This is a genomic window from Pseudomonas sp. 2957 (genome assembly GCF_031456345.1).
GTDB classification, from domain to species: domain Bacteria; phylum Pseudomonadota; class Gammaproteobacteria; order Pseudomonadales; family Pseudomonadaceae; genus Aquipseudomonas; species Aquipseudomonas siliginis.
In genome coordinates this window covers 49173-68755 of record NZ_JAVDUL010000005.1, presented here as the reverse complement: position 1 = coordinate 68755, position 19583 = coordinate 49173, and the positions used below count along the sequence as shown (strand labels likewise).

19 protein-coding genes are annotated in these 19583 nt (G+C 62.1%); 14 read left to right on the top strand and 5 right to left on the bottom strand.

Annotated features, from left to right (window positions below):
* Positions 1-47 precede the first annotated feature (47 nt).
* The 6 genes from J2Y39_RS18670 (at position 48) to J2Y39_RS18645 (ending at position 6732) form a co-directional block, all read left to right on the top strand.
* Positions 48-1115, top strand: coding sequence for a DUF2333 family protein (locus J2Y39_RS18670; RefSeq protein ID WP_016771859.1), 1068 nt, complete (start codon positions 48-50; stop codon positions 1113-1115).
* Between the two features lie 3 nt (positions 1116-1118).
* Complete coding sequence (locus J2Y39_RS18665; protein ID WP_122508639.1) at positions 1119-1676, top strand: NUDIX hydrolase; 558 nt, start codon at positions 1119-1121, stop codon at positions 1674-1676.
* A 185-nt stretch (positions 1677-1861) separates the two neighbouring features.
* On the top strand, positions 1862-2233 hold the full coding sequence (locus J2Y39_RS18660; protein ID WP_007914613.1) for a translation initiation factor Sui1: 372 nt from the start codon (positions 1862-1864) through the stop codon (positions 2231-2233).
* Between the two features lie 220 nt (positions 2234-2453).
* Positions 2454-4367: an arginine decarboxylase gene (gene speA / locus J2Y39_RS18655; protein ID WP_016771856.1), complete on the top strand. Its 1914-nt coding sequence runs from the start codon at positions 2454-2456 to the stop codon at positions 4365-4367.
* A gap of 233 nt (positions 4368-4600) precedes the next feature.
* A complete protein-coding gene (locus tag J2Y39_RS18650) occupies positions 4601-5947 on the top strand; it encodes a contractile injection system protein, VgrG/Pvc8 family (RefSeq protein ID WP_310219127.1) in 1347 nt (448 codons plus the stop codon).
* Positions 5944-6732 carry a DUF4123 domain-containing protein gene (locus J2Y39_RS18645; protein ID WP_056787711.1) on the top strand — a complete coding sequence of 263 codons (789 nt, stop codon included), beginning with the start codon at positions 5944-5946 and terminating at the stop codon, positions 6730-6732. The genes J2Y39_RS18650 and J2Y39_RS18645 overlap by 4 nt, the downstream gene beginning before the upstream one ends.
* Positions 6733-6739: 7 nt before the next feature.
* Here the strand turns inward: J2Y39_RS18645 and J2Y39_RS18640 are convergent, their stop codons facing one another.
* A complete protein-coding gene (locus tag J2Y39_RS18640; protein ID WP_310219125.1) occupies positions 6740-8089 on the bottom strand; it encodes an MATE family efflux transporter in 1350 nt (449 codons plus the stop codon).
* Positions 8090-8289: 200 nt separating this feature from the next.
* Positions 8290-8583, bottom strand: a complete 294-nt coding sequence (locus J2Y39_RS18635; protein ID WP_073471796.1) for a hypothetical protein — start codon at positions 8581-8583, stop codon at positions 8290-8292.
* Between the two features lie 245 nt (positions 8584-8828).
* Between J2Y39_RS18635 and J2Y39_RS18630 the strand changes: the two genes are divergently transcribed.
* The 5 genes from J2Y39_RS18630 (at position 8829) to J2Y39_RS18610 (ending at position 13320) form a co-directional block, all read left to right on the top strand.
* Complete coding sequence (locus J2Y39_RS18630; protein ID WP_016771852.1) at positions 8829-9131, top strand: MazG-like family protein; 303 nt, start codon at positions 8829-8831, stop codon at positions 9129-9131.
* A complete protein-coding gene (locus tag J2Y39_RS18625) occupies positions 9131-9880 on the top strand; it encodes a methyltransferase domain-containing protein (protein ID WP_217851275.1) in 750 nt (249 codons plus the stop codon). Before J2Y39_RS18630 ends, J2Y39_RS18625 begins: the two co-directional genes overlap by 1 nt.
* Positions 9881-9892: 12 nt before the next feature.
* Entirely contained in the window at positions 9893-10504 is a 612-nt protein-coding gene (locus tag J2Y39_RS18620; protein WP_310219120.1) for a DUF4136 domain-containing protein, read from the top strand.
* A gap of 41 nt (positions 10505-10545) precedes the next feature.
* Positions 10546-11103, top strand: coding sequence for a DUF4136 domain-containing protein (locus J2Y39_RS18615; protein ID WP_041480657.1), 558 nt, complete (start codon positions 10546-10548; stop codon positions 11101-11103).
* A gap of 219 nt (positions 11104-11322) precedes the next feature.
* Positions 11323-13320, top strand: coding sequence for a pilus assembly protein TadG-related protein (locus J2Y39_RS18610; protein ID WP_310219118.1), 1998 nt, complete (start codon positions 11323-11325; stop codon positions 13318-13320).
* On the opposite strand, the gene J2Y39_RS18605 is transcribed toward J2Y39_RS18610, so the two are convergent.
* Both J2Y39_RS18605 and J2Y39_RS18600 read right to left on the bottom strand, forming a co-directional pair.
* Positions 13305-16067, bottom strand: coding sequence for an ATP-binding protein (locus J2Y39_RS18605; protein WP_310219116.1), 2763 nt, complete (start codon positions 16065-16067; stop codon positions 13305-13307). The two genes, J2Y39_RS18610 and J2Y39_RS18605, sit on opposite strands and share 16 nt — an antisense overlap.
* Complete coding sequence (locus tag J2Y39_RS18600) at positions 16064-16510, bottom strand: TadE/TadG family type IV pilus assembly protein (RefSeq protein ID WP_024011435.1); 447 nt, start codon at positions 16508-16510, stop codon at positions 16064-16066. The genes J2Y39_RS18605 and J2Y39_RS18600 overlap by 4 nt, the downstream gene beginning before the upstream one ends.
* Before the next feature lie 75 nt (positions 16511-16585).
* Here J2Y39_RS18600 and J2Y39_RS18595 point away from each other — a divergent pair, with 75 nt between their 5' ends.
* From J2Y39_RS18595 to J2Y39_RS18585, 3 genes are all read left to right on the top strand, one after another.
* A complete protein-coding gene (locus J2Y39_RS18595; RefSeq protein ID WP_256808176.1) occupies positions 16586-17056 on the top strand; it encodes a prepilin peptidase in 471 nt (156 codons plus the stop codon).
* Positions 17057-17162: 106 nt separating this feature from the next.
* Positions 17163-17942 (top strand): response regulator, encoded by a 780-nt coding sequence (locus tag J2Y39_RS18590; RefSeq protein ID WP_370695132.1) that lies wholly within the window; start codon positions 17163-17165, stop codon positions 17940-17942.
* An 894-nt stretch (positions 17943-18836) separates the two neighbouring features.
* Positions 18837-19199 carry a DUF6124 family protein gene (locus tag J2Y39_RS18585; protein ID WP_150741615.1) on the top strand — a complete coding sequence of 121 codons (363 nt, stop codon included), beginning with the start codon at positions 18837-18839 and terminating at the stop codon, positions 19197-19199.
* Positions 19200-19304: 105 nt separating this feature from the next.
* Here J2Y39_RS18585 and J2Y39_RS18580 read toward each other — a convergent pair whose 3' ends face one another.
* The gene (locus J2Y39_RS18580; RefSeq protein WP_150741614.1) at positions 19305-19577 is read right to left on the bottom strand and encodes a DUF3613 domain-containing protein; all 273 of its coding nucleotides are present in this window, start codon (positions 19575-19577) and stop codon (positions 19305-19307) included.
* Positions 19578-19583 lie beyond the last annotated feature (6 nt).

Below are 19583 nucleotides of genomic sequence, written 5' to 3'. Positions count from 1 at the left end.
TGGTTGTGGTCGAACCGTTGAACCCAAGTGATTGAAAGGATATCGCCATGCTGGACTGGAAAAACCGCGCGGGCAGCGCGCCTGAACGTGCCGCCGAGCCCAAGTCGGCCACCCGCAGCTATGTCGGCGGGCTGCTGTTCAGCCGGGCGCTGGCCACAGTGGTCGGTCTGTATTTGCTGGTCACCATCGCGCTGGGCTGGTACTGGAGCCAGGAACCGGAGCTGTTTCCGGTGGCGCAGAACGCCCAGGTCGCTGCCGAGAAAGAGGGTAAGCAAATGGTGGTCGGCTACACCACGGTCGAGACCCTGAAGACCGTTGCCGGCACCTTGCTCAACAAGCCGGGCGGTTACATTTCCAATGACCGTTTCCCGCCGGGCCTGTGGATGGACAACACGCCGAGCTGGGAATATGGCGTGCTGGTGCAGGTGCGTGACCTGACCCGCGCCCTGCGCAAGGATTTTGCCCGTTCGCAATCACAGTCCGCCGAAGACGCCGATCTGGCCAAGGCCGAACCACGCTTCAACTTCGATAACAAGAGCTGGGTGCTGCCGTCCAGCGAGTCGGAATACCAGGAAGGCATCAACTCCCTGAGCCGTTATCAGTCGCGCTTGTCGGATCCGAATCAGAAAAACGCGCTGTTCTACGCCCGCGCCGACAACCTCAACAACTGGCTGGGCGATGTCGGCACCCGTCTCGGTTCGTTGTCGCAACGCCTGTCGGCCAGTGTCGGCCGGGTCAAGCTCAATACTGCGCTGAAGACCGAAGTTCCGGCGGTCGGCGAAGTGCCGCAGGTTGACGAAGAAGTCGTGGAAACCCCGTGGATGCAGATCGACAACGTGTTCTACGAAGCACGCGGTCAGGCCTGGGCGCTGTCGCATCTGCTGCGCGCCATCGAAGTCGACTTCGCCGATGTGCTGGCGAAGAAGAACGCCACCGTCAGCGTGCGCCAGATCATCCGTGAGCTGGAGGCTTCGCAAGAGCCGGTGTGGAGCCCGATGATCCTCAATGGCAGCGGTTTTGGCGTATTGGCCAACCACTCGCTGGTCATGGCCAACTACATTTCCCGGGCCAACGCTGCAGTGATCGATTTGCGTCAACTGCTCAATCAGGGCTGATACGTGAGCCAGAGCACAAGAGAGGCGGCCCATCGCGCCGCCTCGGACGCCGAACAGATCGCTTGGGTCGACGAGCAGGACAACTTGCTCGGCGCGCTGGTGCGCTCCGACTTGCGCGAGCGTGGGCTGATTGGCCGTGGCACCTACATCATGCTGTTCAATTCCGCCGGTGAGCTGTGCGTGCACCGGCGCACGTTGAGCAAGGCGATTTACCCCGGTTACTGGGATGTTGCCGCAGGCGGCATGGTCCAGGCTGACGAAAGCTACGCCGAGTCGGCGGCGCGCGAGCTTGCAGAAGAGCTGGGCGTCAGCGGCGTCGAACTCATCGCTCACGATCACTTCTACTTCGAAGACACCGGCAACCGCCTGTGGTGTTCGGCGTTTTCCGCCGTGTGGGACGGGCCGCTGAAATTGCAGCCGGAAGAAGTCCTCGAAGCGCGATTCATCCCCGTCGAACAGGTCATGCGCGAAATCAGCGAAAAGCCTTATTGCCCGGACTCTCTGGCCGCGCTGAAGCGCTATCTCAAGGCGCAGCAAAGCAACGTCGCAAAGAACACATGAATTGGCGCCGATTGGCACTTAGCAATCGCGATTTTTGCCGTTACACTGCGCGACCTTTTCAAACTGCACCGAACGCTTCCCAAAAGCGCCGATGCAGTAGCGCTGCCCCTGCCTGAGTGGGGCTTCGCGGTCGCTGACCTTGCCCAAGGTTGCGATCAGTCTTTGTCCTCCCGAGAGGATTGCCGGTGGCCAAGAAAGCCGCATCCTTCGCCGCCCTGGGCGGCCTGGTATTTTCCACCGACGCAGGTCGTCATTGCCCGGAATGCAGCAAGCCGGTGGACGCCTGTATCTGCAAACAAACCGTGATCCCGGCCGGTGACGGCATTGCCCGCGTGCGTCGCGAAAGCAAAGGGCGTGGCGGCAAGACGGTGACCACCATCACCGGCGTGCCTCTGGCCGAAGACGCGCTCAAGGAGCTGGCGACGACGTTGAAGAAACGTTGTGGCACCGGCGGGGCGTTGAAGGACGGCATCATCGAAATCCAGGGCGATCACGTCGAGCTACTCTTGGCAGAGCTGATCAAGCACGGTTTCAAAGCGAAGAAATCCGGCGGCTAGCAGCCTCTGTGAAACCCTCCGGCGGCTTGATCCGGCTTCGAGTGTTCTCGGATCCGGCGTCGTCGCCATGGTTTTCACAGAGCCTGTTCATGACCGGTTTCTAAACTCCACGCAGTCAGTGCGGTCTACCGCCGCACTGACGAACCGTCATTTTCATTCTTTAGACTGCGCCGGCCTGCACTTCAGGCGACGCACTCTGACTTCTTTATAGGGGACTTCGATGTCCGTACGACGCACACGTAAAGACGATGGCAGCCAATGGACAGTTGCGGACAGCCGCAGCGTTTACGGGATTCGCCATTGGGGGGCCGGGTATTTCGCGATCAATGAAGCCGGTCGCGTCGAAGTACGTCCGAACGGCCCGAGCAGCTCGCCTATCGATCTGTTCGAGCAAGTCGACCAACTGCGCAAGAGCGGTTTGTCCTTGCCGCTGCTGGTGCGGTTCCCCGACATCCTGCAAGACCGTGTCCGTCAGTTGACCGGTGCTTTCGATTCAAACATCGAGCGCCTGGAATACCAGAGCAAATACACCGCGCTGTACCCGATCAAGGTCAACCAGCAAGAAGCGGTGATCGAGAACATCATCGCCACGCAGAACGTTTCCATCGGTCTGGAAGCCGGCTCCAAGCCTGAGCTGCTGGCGGTGCTGGCGCTGGCGCCGAAGGGCGGCACCATCGTCTGCAACGGTTACAAGGACCGCGAGTTCATCCGTCTGGCGCTGATGGGCCAGAAGCTCGGCCACAACGTGTTCATCGTCATCGAGAAAGAATCCGAAGTCGGCCTGGTGATCGAAGAAGCCGCCTCGCTGAAGGTCAAGCCGCAGGTGGGTCTGCGCGTGCGCCTGTCGTCGCTGGCCTCGTCGAAGTGGGCCGACACCGGTGGCGAGAAGTCCAAATTCGGCCTGTCGGCGGCGCAACTGCTGTCGGTGGTTGAGCGCTTCCGTGGCGCCGGCCTCGATCAGGGCATCCGCCTGCTGCACTTCCACATGGGTTCGCAGATCGCCAACCTCGCTGACTACCAGCACGGCTTCAAGGAAGCGATCCGTTACTACGGCGAATTGCGCAACCTCGGTCTGCCGGTCGATCACATCGACGTCGGCGGCGGCCTCGGTGTCGACTACGACGGCACGCATTCGCGCAACGCCAGTTCGATCAACTACGACATGGACGATTACGCCGGTGTGGTGGTCGGCATGCTCAAGGAATTCTGCGACGCGCAGAGTCTGCCGCATCCGCACATCTTCTCCGAGAGTGGCCGTTCGCTGACTGCGCACCACGCAATGCTGGTTGTGCAGGTCACCGACGTCGAGAAACACAACGACGAAATCCCGCTGATCGAAAACAAGGAAAGCCTGCCGGAAACCGTGCAGTGGCTGGTCGATCTGCTCGGCCCGACCGACATCGAAATGGTCACCGAAACCTACTGGCGCGCCACCCACTACATGAGCGACGTGGCCGCGCAGTACGCCGACGGCAAGCTGACCCTGGCGGAAAAAGCCCTCGCCGAGCAGTGCTACTTCGCCGTGTGCCGTCGCTTGCACAACTCGCTGAAAGCGCGTCAGCGTTCGCACCGCCAGGTGCTCGACGAACTCAACGACAAGCTGGCCGACAAGTACATCTGCAACTTCTCGGTGTTCCAGAGCCTGCCGGACACCTGGGCGATCGATCAGGTGTTGCCGATCATCCCGCTGCATCGCCTCGACGAAGAGCCGCTGCGCCGCGCGGTGCTGCAGGATCTGACCTGCGACTCCGATGGCAAGATCAACCAGTACGTCGACGAGCAGAGCATCGAAACCAGCCTGCCGGTGCACGCGTTGAATGAAGGTGAAGATTACCTGCTGGGCGTGTTCCTGGTCGGCGCCTATCAGGAAATCCTCGGCGACATGCACAACCTGTTCGGTGACACCGACTCGGTGAACATCTACCAGAACGCCGATGGCAGCGTGTACCACGCTGGTATCGAGACCCACGACACCATCGAAGACATGCTGCGTTACGTGCACTTGTCGCCGGAAGAACTGATGACGCACTACCGCGACAAGTGCGCCAGTGCCCGCATCAGTGCCAGCGAGCGCACGCAGTTCCTCGATGCCTTGCGTCTGGGCCTGACCCGCTCCTCCTATCTGTCTTCCTGAGACCCGATAGCGTTCCGCCCGGGTTGTCCGATTTTTTTCCGCAAGCTGTGGAAAATTCGGATAACCCGGTGGGACATCTCCTGATTTTTTCACGAAAACCTGTGCGATCACGGTCAGCAAACTCATCTGGTCTGCTTTTCGCGTAGGTCATTTCCTAAGTTGTACTTCGCCTCTCTACTCGGCCATGCCTCTCGGCGAGAATCCCCGGCCGCCCCTCCTGTAGAGATCCGCCCATGTTCGATCCAGTCAACGAGCCGTCGTTTCGTCTCGATGTAGCGGGCCTGTCCGACCCCTTCGAAGTTCTCGCCTTTACCGGAAGGGAAGCGCTCAGCGAACCCTTTGCCTTCGAGATCGATGTGGTGATCGACGATCCGCATCTGGATCTTGCCAGCCTGCTGCATCGTTCTGCGTTCCTGTGCTTCGGCTCGCCCGGCCAGGGTGTGCACGGGCAGTTGCACAGCCTTGTCCAGCACGAGCATGGCCATGGCTTGCGTTTGTGTCGAGTGCGTCTCGGGCCGAGGCTCGACTGCCTCGACCTGCGTTTGAGCCAGCGCATCTTCAGTGGCCGCTGCGTGCCGCAGATCATCGAACAGGTTCTGCGCGAGCATGGCATCGTCGGCTTGCAACGACGTTTCGACCTGCATAGCGACTACCCGACCCGCACCTTCTGCACGCAATACCGCGAATCCGATCTGCAACTGCTCCAGCGCCTGTGCGCAGAGGCGCGCATTCACTATTACTTCGAGCATCACCGCGACAGGCACTGCCTGGTGTTCGGCGACGATCCGACGCGAATGCCCCATGCAGACGTCGCGCCCTATCAGGCCGAGCATGACCAGCGTGGCGTCGCTCCAGCCGTCCGCCAATGGCAACTGCACGAAGACTCGCAGGCCAGCCAGCGAGGCCCCAGTGCCGAAGGCCACAGCGATCTGCCCGCCTTGCGCAGCGGTCAGTGGTTGCCCCTGGACGACCATCCTTTCATCGAATGCAACCGCCCATGGTTGCTGACCCGCATCGAGCACCGTGCCGATCAGTCTCTCGAACCGCCCTATTGCAATCGCCTGTTCGCGGCCGCGCGGGTACCCGTCTGTGCGCCTGCCGCTGCGCAGTCCAAGCAGCGCATGCACAGCCTGCAGCGAGCCTGGGTGGTCACCGTCGATGAGCCGCAGCCGGATTGCTCGCGGCCGGTGGCGGTGCAATTCGACTGGCTTTATCAGGGCGAAGGGGCTTCGCCGAGTCATTGCTGGCTGCCCCTCGCGCCTGACTTGAACGAGCTGCCCTCGGCGGCACTCGCTGATGGTGTGGAAGTGGTGGTGAGTTTTCTTGAGGGCGACCCCGATCAGCCGGTGGTCAGTGGCGTGCTCCAGCCCTCAGTGTTGCCAGAGGCTGCGGTCGAGGACGATGAACCGGTATCGCTCCCAGAACTGCTGGTGAGCGATGGGTTGCAGCAACTGTTGCAGTCTGGCGAGCCGTTGCTGCTGCTGTGCCTGATGCCGGGCGGTGGCAGCTTCAACCACTGCGCCGAGTCCGTGTGCAGTTGCCGGCTGCTCACCGCGCTCGATCAGAGCAGCGCACGATGAGCGGCGCGGCGCTTGAGCCCATGGCGCAATGGCTGTTGCTCGACACCCCGGACGCGGCACGCGCCCTGCTGACCTTGCGCCAGGGCTTTGCCGATGTGCAGCGGCACCGCTTGTTCGACGGCACCGAATTTCAGCCGGTCAGTGAGCACGGTCCGATTCTCGTCGATTTGCGCGAGAGTCCGGCATTGACCGCCCTGTGTCTACGCGACCCGGACACCTGGCGCGGCCTGTTGCTGAGCTGCGAGATACCGGCGCAGCAGCTGCTCAGCCACTTGCAGCGCATGCTTACCGTCTCGTTCGGTTTGAATCACCGGGCCTTGCTCAGCTATTACAACCGTCAGACCGCCAGCTACTTCTTCGACGCCTGCGACGCCGCGCAACTGAGTCGCTGGCTCGGGCCAATCCGCCAGTTGCGCTGGTTTGGCGGCACCTGGGCCGACCGCGCCATTGGCAGTCAGGGCTGGCAACAGCTGCGCAATCCCGGCCTGCTCGTCGAACCTTTGGGCATCGAAGAAAGCCTGACCCGGCGCCAGCGCGAGCGCTTGCAAACCTGTCTGCTGGAGCAGCACATCTGGCGCTGGTGCCAGTCTCTGAGCGTTGATTACCAGACGATCGCTGTGCATGTGCAACAAGGTCTGGCGCTGGGTTTCAGCGATCGTGCTGTGCTGGATGGCTGGCTGTGGCTGCGCCTGCTCAATCCGCGCGCCGTGCTGGTTGTGCCGCCGGCCGGATTGACGCAGCCGGAACGGCTCGACTTCCTGCGTCGGCAGTGGGGCGCGGGCTGACTGTCCGTCAGTGAGCCTTGCCGCTGAACCAGCCATCGCGGCGTTTCAGCCACAGGGCTTGCGCGCCAAGGGTCACGCTGCGCAAGACCATGAACAGCAGAAAAGATATCCACAGGCCGTGATTGCCCAGCGCTTGCAAGAACCAGGCGAACGGCAGCAACAGCAGCACCGTCAGCAGCATGCCGTTGCGCATTTCCCGCGCACGGGTGGCGCCGATGAACAGGCCGTCGAGCAGGTAACTCCACACCGCAATCAGCGGCAGCACGGCGAGGTAGGGCAGGTAGATGAATGCGGTGTCGCGCACGCTCTGAATATCGGTCTGCATCTCGATGAACAGGTGCCCCGCCAGCAGAAACAGCACGGCAAACCCGAGGCTGGCGATCAGCGACCAGCCGCCGGCCACCACCAGCGATCGACGCAATGCCAGGCGATCCCGTGCGCCAATGGCATGGCCGCACAAGGCTTCGACTGCGTGGGCCAGGCCATCCAGTGCGTGGGCCGTCAGCAGCAGGCCGTTGAGCAGCAGCGCGTTGGCCGCTACGGTCGCATCGCCGAGCCGTGCGCCCTGCACGGTGATCAGGAAAAACACCGATTGCAGGGCGAGGCTGCGGATGAAAATGTCACGGTTGACAGCCAGCAGCGGCCGCCAGCTCTGCCAGACTCTCAGCGCCGACCAGATGATCTGCCCCGGATAGGCGCGCAATGCCGTGCGCGTCAGCCACAGGCCGAGCAGGGCGCCGCTCCATTCGGCGATTACCGAAGCCCGCGCCGAGCCGACCACGCCCCAGTCCAGGCCAATCACAAACCACAGGTTGAGCACGATGTTGATCAGGTTGGTGCTCAGCAGAATCGCCAGCGGCGCTCGGGCGTTCTGCGTGCCGAGGAACCAGCCGACCAGCGCATACGTCGCCAGCGCGGCGGGCAGGCCAAACAGGCGCGTGTGGAAAAACTCCCGGGTCAGCTGATCCAGCTCCGCCGACGGCTGCATGAAGTGCAGAGCGACGCCGCTGAGCGGCACGCCAAGAGTGCCGAGCACGACGGCCAGCCCCATTGCCAGCAGCAGGCCCTGCAAGAGAATCTGCCGCAACGCCGCGCCATCGCTGCGCCCGGCAGCCTGGGCGGCAAATCCGGTGGTGCCCATGCGCAGAAAACCCATCGCCCAGGCAAGAAACGTGTACAGACTGGCGCCGACCGCCACCGCGCCCAATTGATGGGCATGGGGCAAGTGACCGATGACAGTGCTGTCGACCAGCGCCACCAGCGGCACGGAAATATTGGAAAGAATCATCGGCGCGGCGAGCGCCCAGACCTTGCGGTGAGTCGGGCGGTCGCGCCAGTCGGTAATCAGAGAGGACATGCAGGCTCCTTGGGGGAGCGGGGATTGTAGCGGCAGAAACACCCTCACCCCAGCCCTCTCCCAGAGGGAGAGGGGGCCGATCTTCGTCGCTCTCAAGCGTGAGTTCGACTCGATATTGCAGGTCGGTGGAGAATTTCAAAGCAACGCGGTCAGCTCCCTCTCCCTCTGGGAGAGGGCTGGGGTGAGGGGCTTTTGAAGCGCTAGTGAATAATCCAGCTCAACAACCACAACCCCAGCAGCAACCAGATGATCCCGGCAATGATCGACGCGTTCATGAACGCCCGGATCGCCGACCACAGCAGCATCAGGCCAACGATCAGGGCGATGATGCTGATGATCGAGGTGTCCATCCCCAGCGTTTGCGCCAGGCCGTCGACAAAGTTGCCGCCGGCGTTGCTGAGCATATTGAACAGGCCACTGAGGCCGTCGACGATAAAGCGGATGATCGAACCGAGTGCCTGGCCGAGCCATTCGAAAAAGCTTTCTACACGCATGTGTGCATCCCTGATGAAAGAGCTGAGCCTTGGGCCACGCCGAGGGCGGCCGAGTTCCCTGCATGATAGAAGGTTTGCCCGGATCATGTGTGGGAGCGAGCCTGCTCGCGAAGGGGGCGTGTCAGGCAAATCCGGTCTGGATGATCCATCGCTTTCGCGAGCAGGCTCGCTCCCACAATAGATCATCTGCGCTGCTTGCCTTCAGCCCGCATCCCCCCGAAGCTATGCGTCTTCAGGAGAGCCCGATGAACCTTGTTGAACTGACCGAACGCCTGCATGCCATTCGCGACCGCAATGACTGGCGGCAATTTCACAGCCCGAAAAACCTCGCCATGGCCGCCAGCGTGGAAATGGCCGAGCTGGTGGAAATCTTCCAGTGGCTGACAGAAGACCAGTCGCGCCAGTTGCCGGCGGACAAGCTCGCCCACGCCGGGCAGGAAGTCGGCGATATCGTCCTGTATCTGTTGCTGCTGTGCAGCGAACTGGGTCTGGACATGAATGAAGTGGTGCGCGCCAAGCTCGCCGACAGCGAACGGCGGTTCAGCTGATGAGCGACCGTCATTTCGACCAGTTGGCCACGCGCTTCGCCGAAAAAATCTACGGCGGCGCCAAAGGCGCGATTCGCCTCGCCGTGTTGCAGGCCGATCTGACCGAGGCCTTGCCGGATCGGCCGCTGCGCGTGCTGGATATCGGCGGGGGCCTGGGGCATATGTCGCTGTGGCTGGCCGAGCGCGGCCATGACGTCACCTTCACCGAGCCGGCGGAACCGATGCTCGAAGGCGCGCGCCAGCGTTTTGCCGAAGCCGGACACACCGCGACATTCATTCAGGCGCCGTGGCAGGAACTGCCCGGTCAGCTCACCGAGACCTACGATCTGGTGATCTGCCACGCCGTGCTGGAATGGCTCGCCGAGCCCCACGCGATCCTGCCGGTGCTGCACCAGTTGACCAAGCCCGGCGGCTGGCTGTCGCTGGCCTTCTACAACCGTGATGCGCTGATTTATCGCAATCTGCTCAAGGGCCATTTCAAGAAAATGCGCAAGAACGTCATGGCCGGCGAGAAGCAGAGCCTGACCCCGCAGCAGCCTCTCGACCCACGGGAATTGGCAACGCAACTCGCCGGTATGTGGCAGGTCGAAAGTCAGAGCGGCGTACGGGTATTTCACGATTACATGCCGGTGGAATTCCAGGCCCGCGCCGAACTGGCGGATTTGCTGGAAATGGAACTCGCGCACCGTCGTCACCCAGGCTTCGCCGGGCTTGGGCGTTACTTGCACTGGATCTGCCGGCCGATCTGAGCGGAGCGCGACATGAAAGCTCAATGCGGGTTATTGCTGATAAGTCTGGGGTTGGCCGCTTGCCAAGGCAGCAACCCCTACGTGGCTCAGTCACGGCCGTTGCCGCCGGCACCGCCGCAAGCCGCCGCCACCTTCGACCGCAGCGCCTACCCGGCGCCGCCGCGTGATTACGGGCGCTACCGCAACTGGGCCTGGCGCAACGGGCAGTTGCCGCCGGGCACGGCGTGGGCTGACTCGGCGCAGGTGGCCGAGGCGGTCACCAACGCCCTCGACCAGCGCGGCTTGCGGCCGATGCGCGACAACCGCCTGGCCGACCTGCTGGTCAGCGCCGATCTGCGTCTGGAAACCCGTTTGCGTCAGGTGCGCGATGATTACGGCTACTACGGTGGATACGGCGGCTATGATCGTTATGGTCGTGGTTACGGCATGTACAACAGCGTGCCGATCGTGCGCACCTATCAAGAGCAGGTCGTAGTGGTGCGGGTCGATCTGTTCGATGCCGGCAATGGTCAGCCAGTGTGGAGCGCCAGCGCCGAGACCGGCACCCAAGGCAATCAGATCGAACGCGCCGATGCGATCCGCGAGGCTGTGGAAAAAGCCATGGCGGCGTATCCTCCCAGCTGACGTCGTGTCAGCAGGTTCATGTCTTCACCCGGAGAAAAATCATGTTCCGCCGTCTCGCTCTACTGGCTGTTGCCGCGCTGCTCAGTGCCTGCGCTGCCAACCAGGTCAATCACGATTTCGACGCCAGCCGCGACTTTGCCGCTTATCGCAGCTGGAGCTGGAAAGACCCGGCCCTGCAATATCGCCCCGATGATCCGCGCATCAAAAGTGACCTGACCGAACAGCGCATCCGCCAGGCGGTGTCCGATCAACTCGATCAGCGCGGTTTGCGCCCGGCCGCTGGCGGTGGCAAGGGTGATCTGAGCGTGCAGACCTACCTGATCGTCGAGGACCGGCAGCAGCAAGTGACGACCAATTACGGCGGCGGTTGGGGTGGCCCGTGGAACGGCTACTGGGGCGCGCCGATGTACAACGAAACGCGCAACATCACCTACAAGGTCGCGACCATTCAGATCGACCTGCTCGACGGCAAGGACGGCAAACTGGTCTGGCGCGGCAGCGATGAGCAAATGCTCAGCAACCGCCCGAATCCGGCTGACCGCAGCAATGCCATTCGCGAGACCGTCGCACGGATTCTGGCCAACTATCCACCGCGTTGAACCGCTCTGAACCGTCCCTGTGGGAGCGAGCCTGCTCGCGAAGGCGGTGTGTCATTCAGCATTGAATCCTCTGGCACGACGCTTTCGCGAGCAGGCTCGCTCCCACCGTGGCGGTGGTGACAGGAATGGCGCCACGCCAGCACTCTCGACCGACCGCGTCTACACTCTTTTTCATTAACGGAGGTAGCGCTCGGCACTGCGCCGGCAAAGGAGTGCGCCATGTCGCGAGGATCGCAAGGCAACGGCCCGGCCCGGCAACGCGGGGCGATCGGCTTGATGGCGGCCGCCACCCTGAGTCTGGCGCTGGTGATGATGTTGCTGGTGGTCGACAGCGGTCGCTTGTACATGGAACAGCGCAAATTGCAGCGGGTGGTCGATACCGCCGCCCTCGAAGCGGTCAGTCGCGGCGGCAATTGCCTGCCCGGGCTGACCGCCGCCAGTTATGCCGGGCAAAGTGCGCTGCGCAATGGTTACGTGGTCGATGCCGCCAATACGCTCGCGACCACCTGCGGCACGCTGGCCACCGCCGCCAGTGGTGTGCGCAGTTTCACCGTCGATGCCACGCAATCAAGCGCAGTCAAAGTCGCCGCCAGTCGTACGGTCACCAGCAGTTTTGCTGGCGGTGTGCAGGCGCTGTTCAGCGCCACGCCGGTCAGCCTCAATACCACGCTCAATGCTTCGGCAGTCGCGGCCAAACCGCAGCCGACCATCGCCCAACTGAATATCCGCAGCACCCTCGCCAGCATCGACACGGCGCAGTCGAACATCCTCAATCCGCTGTTTTCCGGGTTGCTCGGCGGCAACGTCAACCTCACGGCGTTGGGCTGGGACGGTTTGCTGCACACCGATATCAACCTGCTCAAATACCTCGATCAACTGGCCATCGACCTCAACGTCGGCGCCGGCAACTACTCGCAGTTGCTCAACACCCAAGCGACGGTGACGCAGTTGATTCAGGCCGCAGCGACGGTGGTGCAACTCAACGGCGCAACCGCGCAAGTGGTCACCGCGCTGGGCCAGTTGCAGGTCGCCGCGATCAACGCGGCGCCGGTCAGACTCGGCGAGATCCTGCAACTGCAGACCGGCACTACGGCGGCGGGGCTGGATGCCAATCTGCAATTGCTGCAACTGGTGCAAGGCGTGGTGCAACTGGCCAACAGCAAGAGCGCGGTGGCGGCGACCTTGCCGGTCAACGTGCTGGGGCTGGCCGGTGTCACGGTGCGGGTCAAGGTGATCGAGCCGCCGCAGTTCTCGGCGATTGGCGACCCGGCGCGGGCCAAGGCCGATCCGTTGGGACCGGACCGGATTTATGTGCGCACCGCGCAGGTGCGCACGCTGCTGTCGGTGAATCTGCCGGTGCTCTCGGGGGTGACGGGGCTGACCAATGCGGTGCTGGGCCTGGTCGGTACGCTGACGCCGACGCTCAATGCACTGTTGAGCCTGAATCTGGTGGACACGCTCAATTCAGTGTTCTGCCTGTTGGGTGCCGGCTGCCAACAGCTCGATCCGAAGCTGCTGCCCTCACCGCAGATCGACATCGCGCTGGATGCCGGCGGGGCGAAAAGCTATGTCACCGATTACCGCTGCCCGACCGGCGATACCGACAGCAAAAGCCTGACTGCCGCCACCACGACTTCTCTGGCTGATCTCAAACTCGGCAAGATCGATCCCGTCGCCGCGTTCTCTTCAGTCGCCGAACCAACCGTGACGCCGTTGCCGCTGGTCGATCTCGGCATCATCACCTGCCACAAGATTCTCGGCATCGGCAGTTGCGATGCCGCCTCCCACGTGCAATACGGCGCGGGCGGCATCGCCCTCAAACTCGACACCAGCGTCGCGCAGACCACGCAGAATCTGCTGTTCTCCAGCACCACACCCTTCGCCACCCCGGCCAATCTGAAACTGCCGCCGAGCCTGCTGCCGGCCGCGCCGACCAGCAACATCGTCGGCAGCCTGGCGAACACCCTGTCGGGCATCAACCTGATCGTCTACAAACCCGTGGGCAGCAACCCGCTGGGCGCTGTCGTCACCGGTGTGGCTTCGTTGATCAGCGACGTCAGCAACCGCTTGTTGCCAGTGGTCACCGGATTGATCAGTCCCTTGCTCGACCCGTTGTTGAACAATTTGCTCAAAGGCCTGGGCATCAATCTGATGAACACCGAGGTGGGCGCCAACATGACCTGCGGGCAGACCGGCAAGGCCTATCTGGTGATCTGATCATCCGTGGCAATCGGCAATTCGATGCAGAACCGTGCGCCCTCCGTGGAGTTGCGCACGCTCAACTGGCCGCCCATGTTGGCGATGATGCCGTAGCTCACCGACAGGCCCAGGCCGGTGCCGACGCCAATCGGCTTGGTGGTGAAGAACGGCTCGAAGATCCGCTCCAGCAAACGCGGATCGATGCCGCCGCCATTGTCCTCGACCCACAGCCGCACGCTTTCCTCGTCACGCTCGGCGTAGATTGAAATCCACGGTTTGAATGCCGGGTCGTGCTCGCGCTTGCCGAGCAGCGCGTCGCGGGCGTTGACCATCAGGTTGATCAGCACCTGCTCCAGCTGATCGACGTAGCCGCGCACCTGCGCCTCGAAGGCAGTTTCGCTGATGCGCAGATCGACACCTTTGCCGCGCATGCCCTCGGCCAGCAGTGACAGGGTGCCTTCGATGGCTTGGGCCGGGTTGAACAACTGTTGTTCGATTTCCGAGCGGCGACCGAACACACGCATGTGGTCGACCACCTTCGCTGCGCGTTGAACCTGAGCGTCGATACGGTTGAGTTTGCCGGTCAGATAATCGACCTGCACATCACCGTTGCCGAGGCGCTTGAGCACGTTGACGATGGCCATGCGCATCACGTTGAGCGGCTGGTTGATTTCGTGGGCGAGGCCGGTGGCCATTTCGCCGAGGGTAGCCATTTTCGCGCTTTGCGTGAGTTGTTGTTGCGAGCGCCGCACCTCGGTGTTGTCGCGGCCCACCGCTTGCACTTCGATCAACTGTCCCTGCTCATCGAACACGCCGCGATCCGACCAGACCCACCAGGCGTGTTCGCGTCCGGGCAATTGCAGGCTGATTTCCGCTGTACTCACTGGCTGTTGCGGCGTCAGTTGGCTCAAGCGCTGAACGAACGCTGCGCGCTGTTCTTCGGACATCCAGCCACCCAGATCAACCCCGGGCAGTTGTTCCGGGGTGCATTCCAGATAAGTCGCCAAGGGTCGGTTGCCAAAGATCAGCGTCAGGTCCGGGCGATAACGGCAGATCATCGCCGGCGAATCCTCTACCAGAATCCGGTAGCGCTCCTCGCTCTGCCGCACCTGCTCGGCGGCAAGCGTCGCGTCGGTGACATCCAGCCACAGGCCCACCGCCTCGACCGGCAGCCCGAGATCATTGCGCAGCAGTTTCGCCTCATCGAGCAGCCAGTGATACTCGCCACGGTTGTCGCGCAGGCGATAACGCGCACGCACCGAGCCTTCGCGCAGCAACTGGCGGTTGCGCTGGAAATACAGTTCGCGGTCGTCGGGATGCACGCGCTCGACCAGCGCTGTCGTGTCGCAATCTTCCAGCGTCCAGCCCAGCAAGGGTTGCAGGCTGGCGCTGAAAAACGCCGGGATCAGTGCACCTTCTGCATAGCGCTGCACGTAGATCACCGCCGGTGAACTGGCAATCAGATTATCCAGCCGCGCATGGGCGGCAGCGGCGCGCTGTTGTTGATTCTGGATGTCGCTGATGTCGAGCATGAATCCGACCAGACGCCGATGCTCACCGGTGCCGCTGACCTGACCCTGAATCCGATACCACGTCGCTGCTGCGCCGACCTCCGCGCGGTGCAGACGTACGCTCAGGGTCAGCGCTTCTCCTTGCAGTTGCAGGGCGCGCAAACGGCTGCGCAACTCGGCGCGATCGGCGGGATGAAACAGCGACAGCCAGTCTCCTACCGGCAGCAGGCGATCGCTGAGATTCAGTGCCGAGGCCAGCGTCGGCGCCAGTGCAATCTGCTCTTCGGCAGTGATCTCCCACCAGCCAGTGCCGAGCAGGTTTTGCAGGGAATCAAGACGCTCCATCGATTGCACATGGCGCTGCTCGCGCAAGCGGCTGAGCAGCGGTCCGGCCAGCGCACCGGCCAGAGTCAGCCAGTCGCGATCGGTCAGCCATGGCGCCACGTTGTCGACCGTATAAAACCCACAGAGCAGCCACGCGACCACGCCCTGGTCATTGCTGTAGGGCACGGCGAAACCGTTGGCGTTGCCGAACGTGGCCTGCAATCGCGAATGTTCATAGCGGCCCTGCGGGCCGGCGAGGCGTTGCGGCGCGCTGCCGTTGAGGCTGTCCAGCGGCGTGCCCAATGGCTGGCCGTCCTCCCACAGTTGCGGGGCGTCGTGGGCACGAAACTGTTGATGAATCTGCCAGCCCTGGGCCTGTTCATCGAGCAGCGCCACGGCGAGGCAGGGGATGTGCCAGCGCTGGGCGATGGCCTGCAATTGTTCGCCGAGCACCATCGGCAAACGCGTCAGGCTGCAGGTGCGCAGACGATCGCTGACTTGCGCGGCGAGGGCCTGGCAGGCGTCGCGGTCGCGCGCTTGCTGACGTTCGAGCAACAGGTCGGCGATGTCGAGCAGCTGCAATCGCCAGCCATCCTCCAGCGGCTGCACCCAGCCGCGCAGGTGCAGCGGCTGATCATTCAGGCCGGTGAAATCCAGATCGAGCAATTGCCCGTGCCAGTCCCGCGGCTGGCCTTCGACGCTCAGCAGGCTATGCGGCAGCAGATAGGCGCGAAGCGGCAGCGGCTGACCCTGAGGTTTGTGCTGGGCGAGCAAATGCCGCAGCGGGCCGGCGATCTGCAACACATCGCCGTTGCCATCCAGATAAAAATGCAGGCCGATCGGCGGCGCGCCGAGGTGGTCCGGCAAGTCGTGGGCTGCGACGGGGGCGCGCTTGAGCAAGCGTCCGAAAAGCTTATCGCCGGCGGTCAAAATTGCAGGCTCGAGCGGGCGGTGAGATGCGTGGGCAGATTAGGCACCGTGCCGATCCCGGGCAGCACCAGAAACGGCATGATCTGATTGAGCTTGCTCACCGGGTAATTGACGCTGACGGTCAGGGTGCCAGTCCCCGCGTCGTACGCCGCACTGGTGTCGGTGCCGACCACCAGATTCAAGGCCGAGGGCAGCCATTGCAGTTGTTGGGTCAGCGCAGCATTGGCGGTGTTGACCACCACCGTCGAATAGTTCGGCGTGGTCGGGTCCACCGCAACGCTGCGGCGCACCGCCTCAGCGGTGGCCTGGTTGAACGATTGCATCATTACGAAGGGCAGGCCGTAGCTGACCAGCCCGTAAAACACTGCGAAAAAGATGATGAACACCAAGGCGAATTCGATCGCCACCGCACCTTTTTGCGACCTGCGAAAGCCGTTTTTCATGCGTGCGTCTACCCTGACAGTCACTGCGTAGTATCAGCATAGAATCAATCAGGCAAAACGGACGGCTTTCAGCGGATGCAGATTTCCCTTGTTCTGATCTGGCTGGCGATCTGCGCCGCGCAAGATGCCCGACAGCGGCGCATTTCCAACATGTTGACCTTGGGCGTAGGTGCGCTGGCGCTGGTCTGGTTATTGGCGACCGGCAGCACTTGGCTGGGCGCCGACGCAGCGCAAGGTGGCTGGGCCTGCCTGATCGCCTTGCTGCTGACGTTGCCGGGTTGTTTCCTCGGCCGCATGGGCGCTGGTGATGTGAAATTAATGACAGCCCTGGGTCTTGCGACGAACGGCATATTCGTTCTTGGCGCGTTTATCGGCGCAGGCCTGGCCAGCGTGCTGTGGCTGCTGCTCGCGCCAAAAGTCTGGCCTCATATGGCTCAAGGGCTTAGAGCGCATCTGCGTCATCTGGCCCCGGACAAGTCAAAAAAGCTGCCATTTGCGCCGTTCGTGTGGGTAGGGGTAGGGCTTTCGCTGTACTGGATCACCTGATCGCGGGGTGCCACTAGTCCTATGTACATAGTCGGAAAGTGGGTCTACTTTCAATTCAGGCGAATACGCCACCAAAGTGCAGGAATCGTCAGCGTTGGCCGAGCAAATGGAGTGGTTCGTGAACAAGCCTAATTCGGTAAAAATCCTCGTGGTCGATGATCAGCCGCTGATCGTCGAAGAACTCTGTGAGTTTCTCGAGAGCAGTGGCTACCGTTGCGTGCCGTGCGACTCGAGTCTTGAAGCCATCGAGCTGTTCAGGGCGGACCCGGACATCGGTCTGGTGCTGAGTGATTTGCACATGCCGGACATGGACGGCATCGAGTTGATCCAGGCGTTGCAGCGGCTGGCCGGCAAGCAGCGGGTGTTCGAGGCGATCATGCTCACCGGGCGCGCTGACAAGCAGGATGTGATCAAGGCGTTGCGTGCGGGGATTGCCGATTACTATCAGAAGCCGATTGATCTGGCTGAGTTGCTCGAGGGTGTGCAGCGTCAGGAGCTGGCTTTGCAGGAACGGCAGAAGAATTTGCATCTGGGTCATCTGAATCAGAAGTTGCAGTTTTTGTCCGAGTCGATCGATGACCTTTATCAGGATCTGGACAAGGTGCGGCGCTCGCCCGTGCCGGTGGTGAGTGATGGTGAGCCTGAGTCCGTGGAGATGCCGGCGGTGTTCAGTCAGTTGTCGCCCCGGCAGTTGGATGTGGCGCGGCTGGTGGGCAAGGGGCAGACCAATTATCAGATTGCCTGTGAGTTGGGGATTACCGAGAACACGGTGAAGCTGTATGTGTCGCAGGTGTTGCGGTTGACGCATATGCATAATCGGACGCAGTTGGCTTTGGCCCTTTCGCCCGTTGGATCTGCTGGGCGGCAGCGGGTTACTGCGCATTGACTTGGCGGCCTTTGGGCCGACCATGCTTTGGGTGGTTGGGGTGAATATCCGTTTTTTTTGGTGTCGCTGATTACGGTTCCGCCCTTACGGCGGGTCACTTTTGGCAAACGCCCCAAAAGTAACCAAAAGGTCTTCGCCCTGACGTTCGGCCCGCTCGCTGGGGCTCGGGGTTCCTTCGCTCCGGGATCGATCCTGGCGCAGCGGCTCCGGTTTGCTTCGCTGCACCTACACTCGCTGTGTACGACTGCGTCGTACGGTCGCTGCGCTCCCACACCCGGATCAATCCCTCCACTCAGCCTGCCGACGGGCTCCCAGATCAAGATCAAAAGCTACTCGAGCTTGCGCTCATTGTTTTGAGTGGTGAAAAGCATGCGGTGTCTGGCTTTTGTTTTGCGCTGGATTCGCCCCTCACCCCAGCCCTCTCCCGAGGGAGAGGGAGCCGATTTGTGGGTTGTTCAAAATTTGTGTTCGACTCGGTTTTTCAGGTCGGTGTACTTCGCCCAAACAACTCGGTCGGTCCCCTCTCCCTCTGGGAGAGGGCTAGGGTGAGGGTGCTTTTGGTTTTGATTGTTTAAATCTGTGTCTGATTTGCCAGAACCTTCCCACAAGGTTTTCAGGTTGTCCGTCGGACGTCGGGTCACTAGTCTCTGGCTGTCGTCGAATCTTCGGCGATCGGGTGTGAGAACCCTGCTACTTATGGTCATCCAGTATCTGTGCACGCATAATCGCCGCCAGCTTGTCCGCTGTCTGCAATGTGTCATGGCGGCTGTGTGCGGGCAGACTTCGGTCTGGCCGGGTGTCCATAACCGGTATTCTCACCCCGCATACAGTTGCCACCTTTTGCCCCGTGAGAATGGCATTGGGTCGCACCGCAGATTTTGGAGAGCCGTTTCAATGGACAAACTGATCCCAGACCCACCGCCATCCCCCACCACCCCGCTCGAAGACGCCATGCGCGCCGACGATCTGGTGAAAAACCGCGAAGCGATAAAACGCGCGCTCGATTTCTATCTCTGCCCCGAACCCGCAAAACCGCACCCGCCCAGCGCGCTGTTCATGGTGGTGCCCAATGTCGATACCGAAAGCTTGTTGGCGCATGCCTGTGAGTCGCTGGCGTCAGCGAGTGCGATGGCGAGTAATTTCGCTGGCGAGTTGAGCGGGTTTCAGCGCAGCACGGCGTTGGCGATTCAGCAGATTGTCATGCTGGCCGAGCTAGCCGTGAATCGGGCGCTGGATCGGGTTGATCCGCAGCGTTGAAACCGCGTTATCGTTCTTCGCGAGCAGGCTCGCTCCCACCGAAAGCACGCGGTCGACTGTGGGAGCGAGCCTGCTCGCGAAGGGGCCTTCAAGGGCACCACCAAACTAATTCTTGCTCTCGATCTTCCCGCCCGCATCCGGATCATAAAAATCCGGGATCTCGTACTGGTATTTCTTCAGCCAGCGCCGCATCGCCAGTTCGCGTTCGGTGGCTGTTGCACTCTGAGGTTTGGGGGAGGCGGCTTTGTTGCGGCTTTGCAGAACCAGCCAGCCTTCGGTTTCCTGCTGCTGCGCAGAAGCAGGGCCGGTGTCGATGGCGTGGGCGCCGAGGGGCAGGGTGAGCAGGGTCAGGTAGCACAGGCCTTTGCGGATGGTCATGGCTGT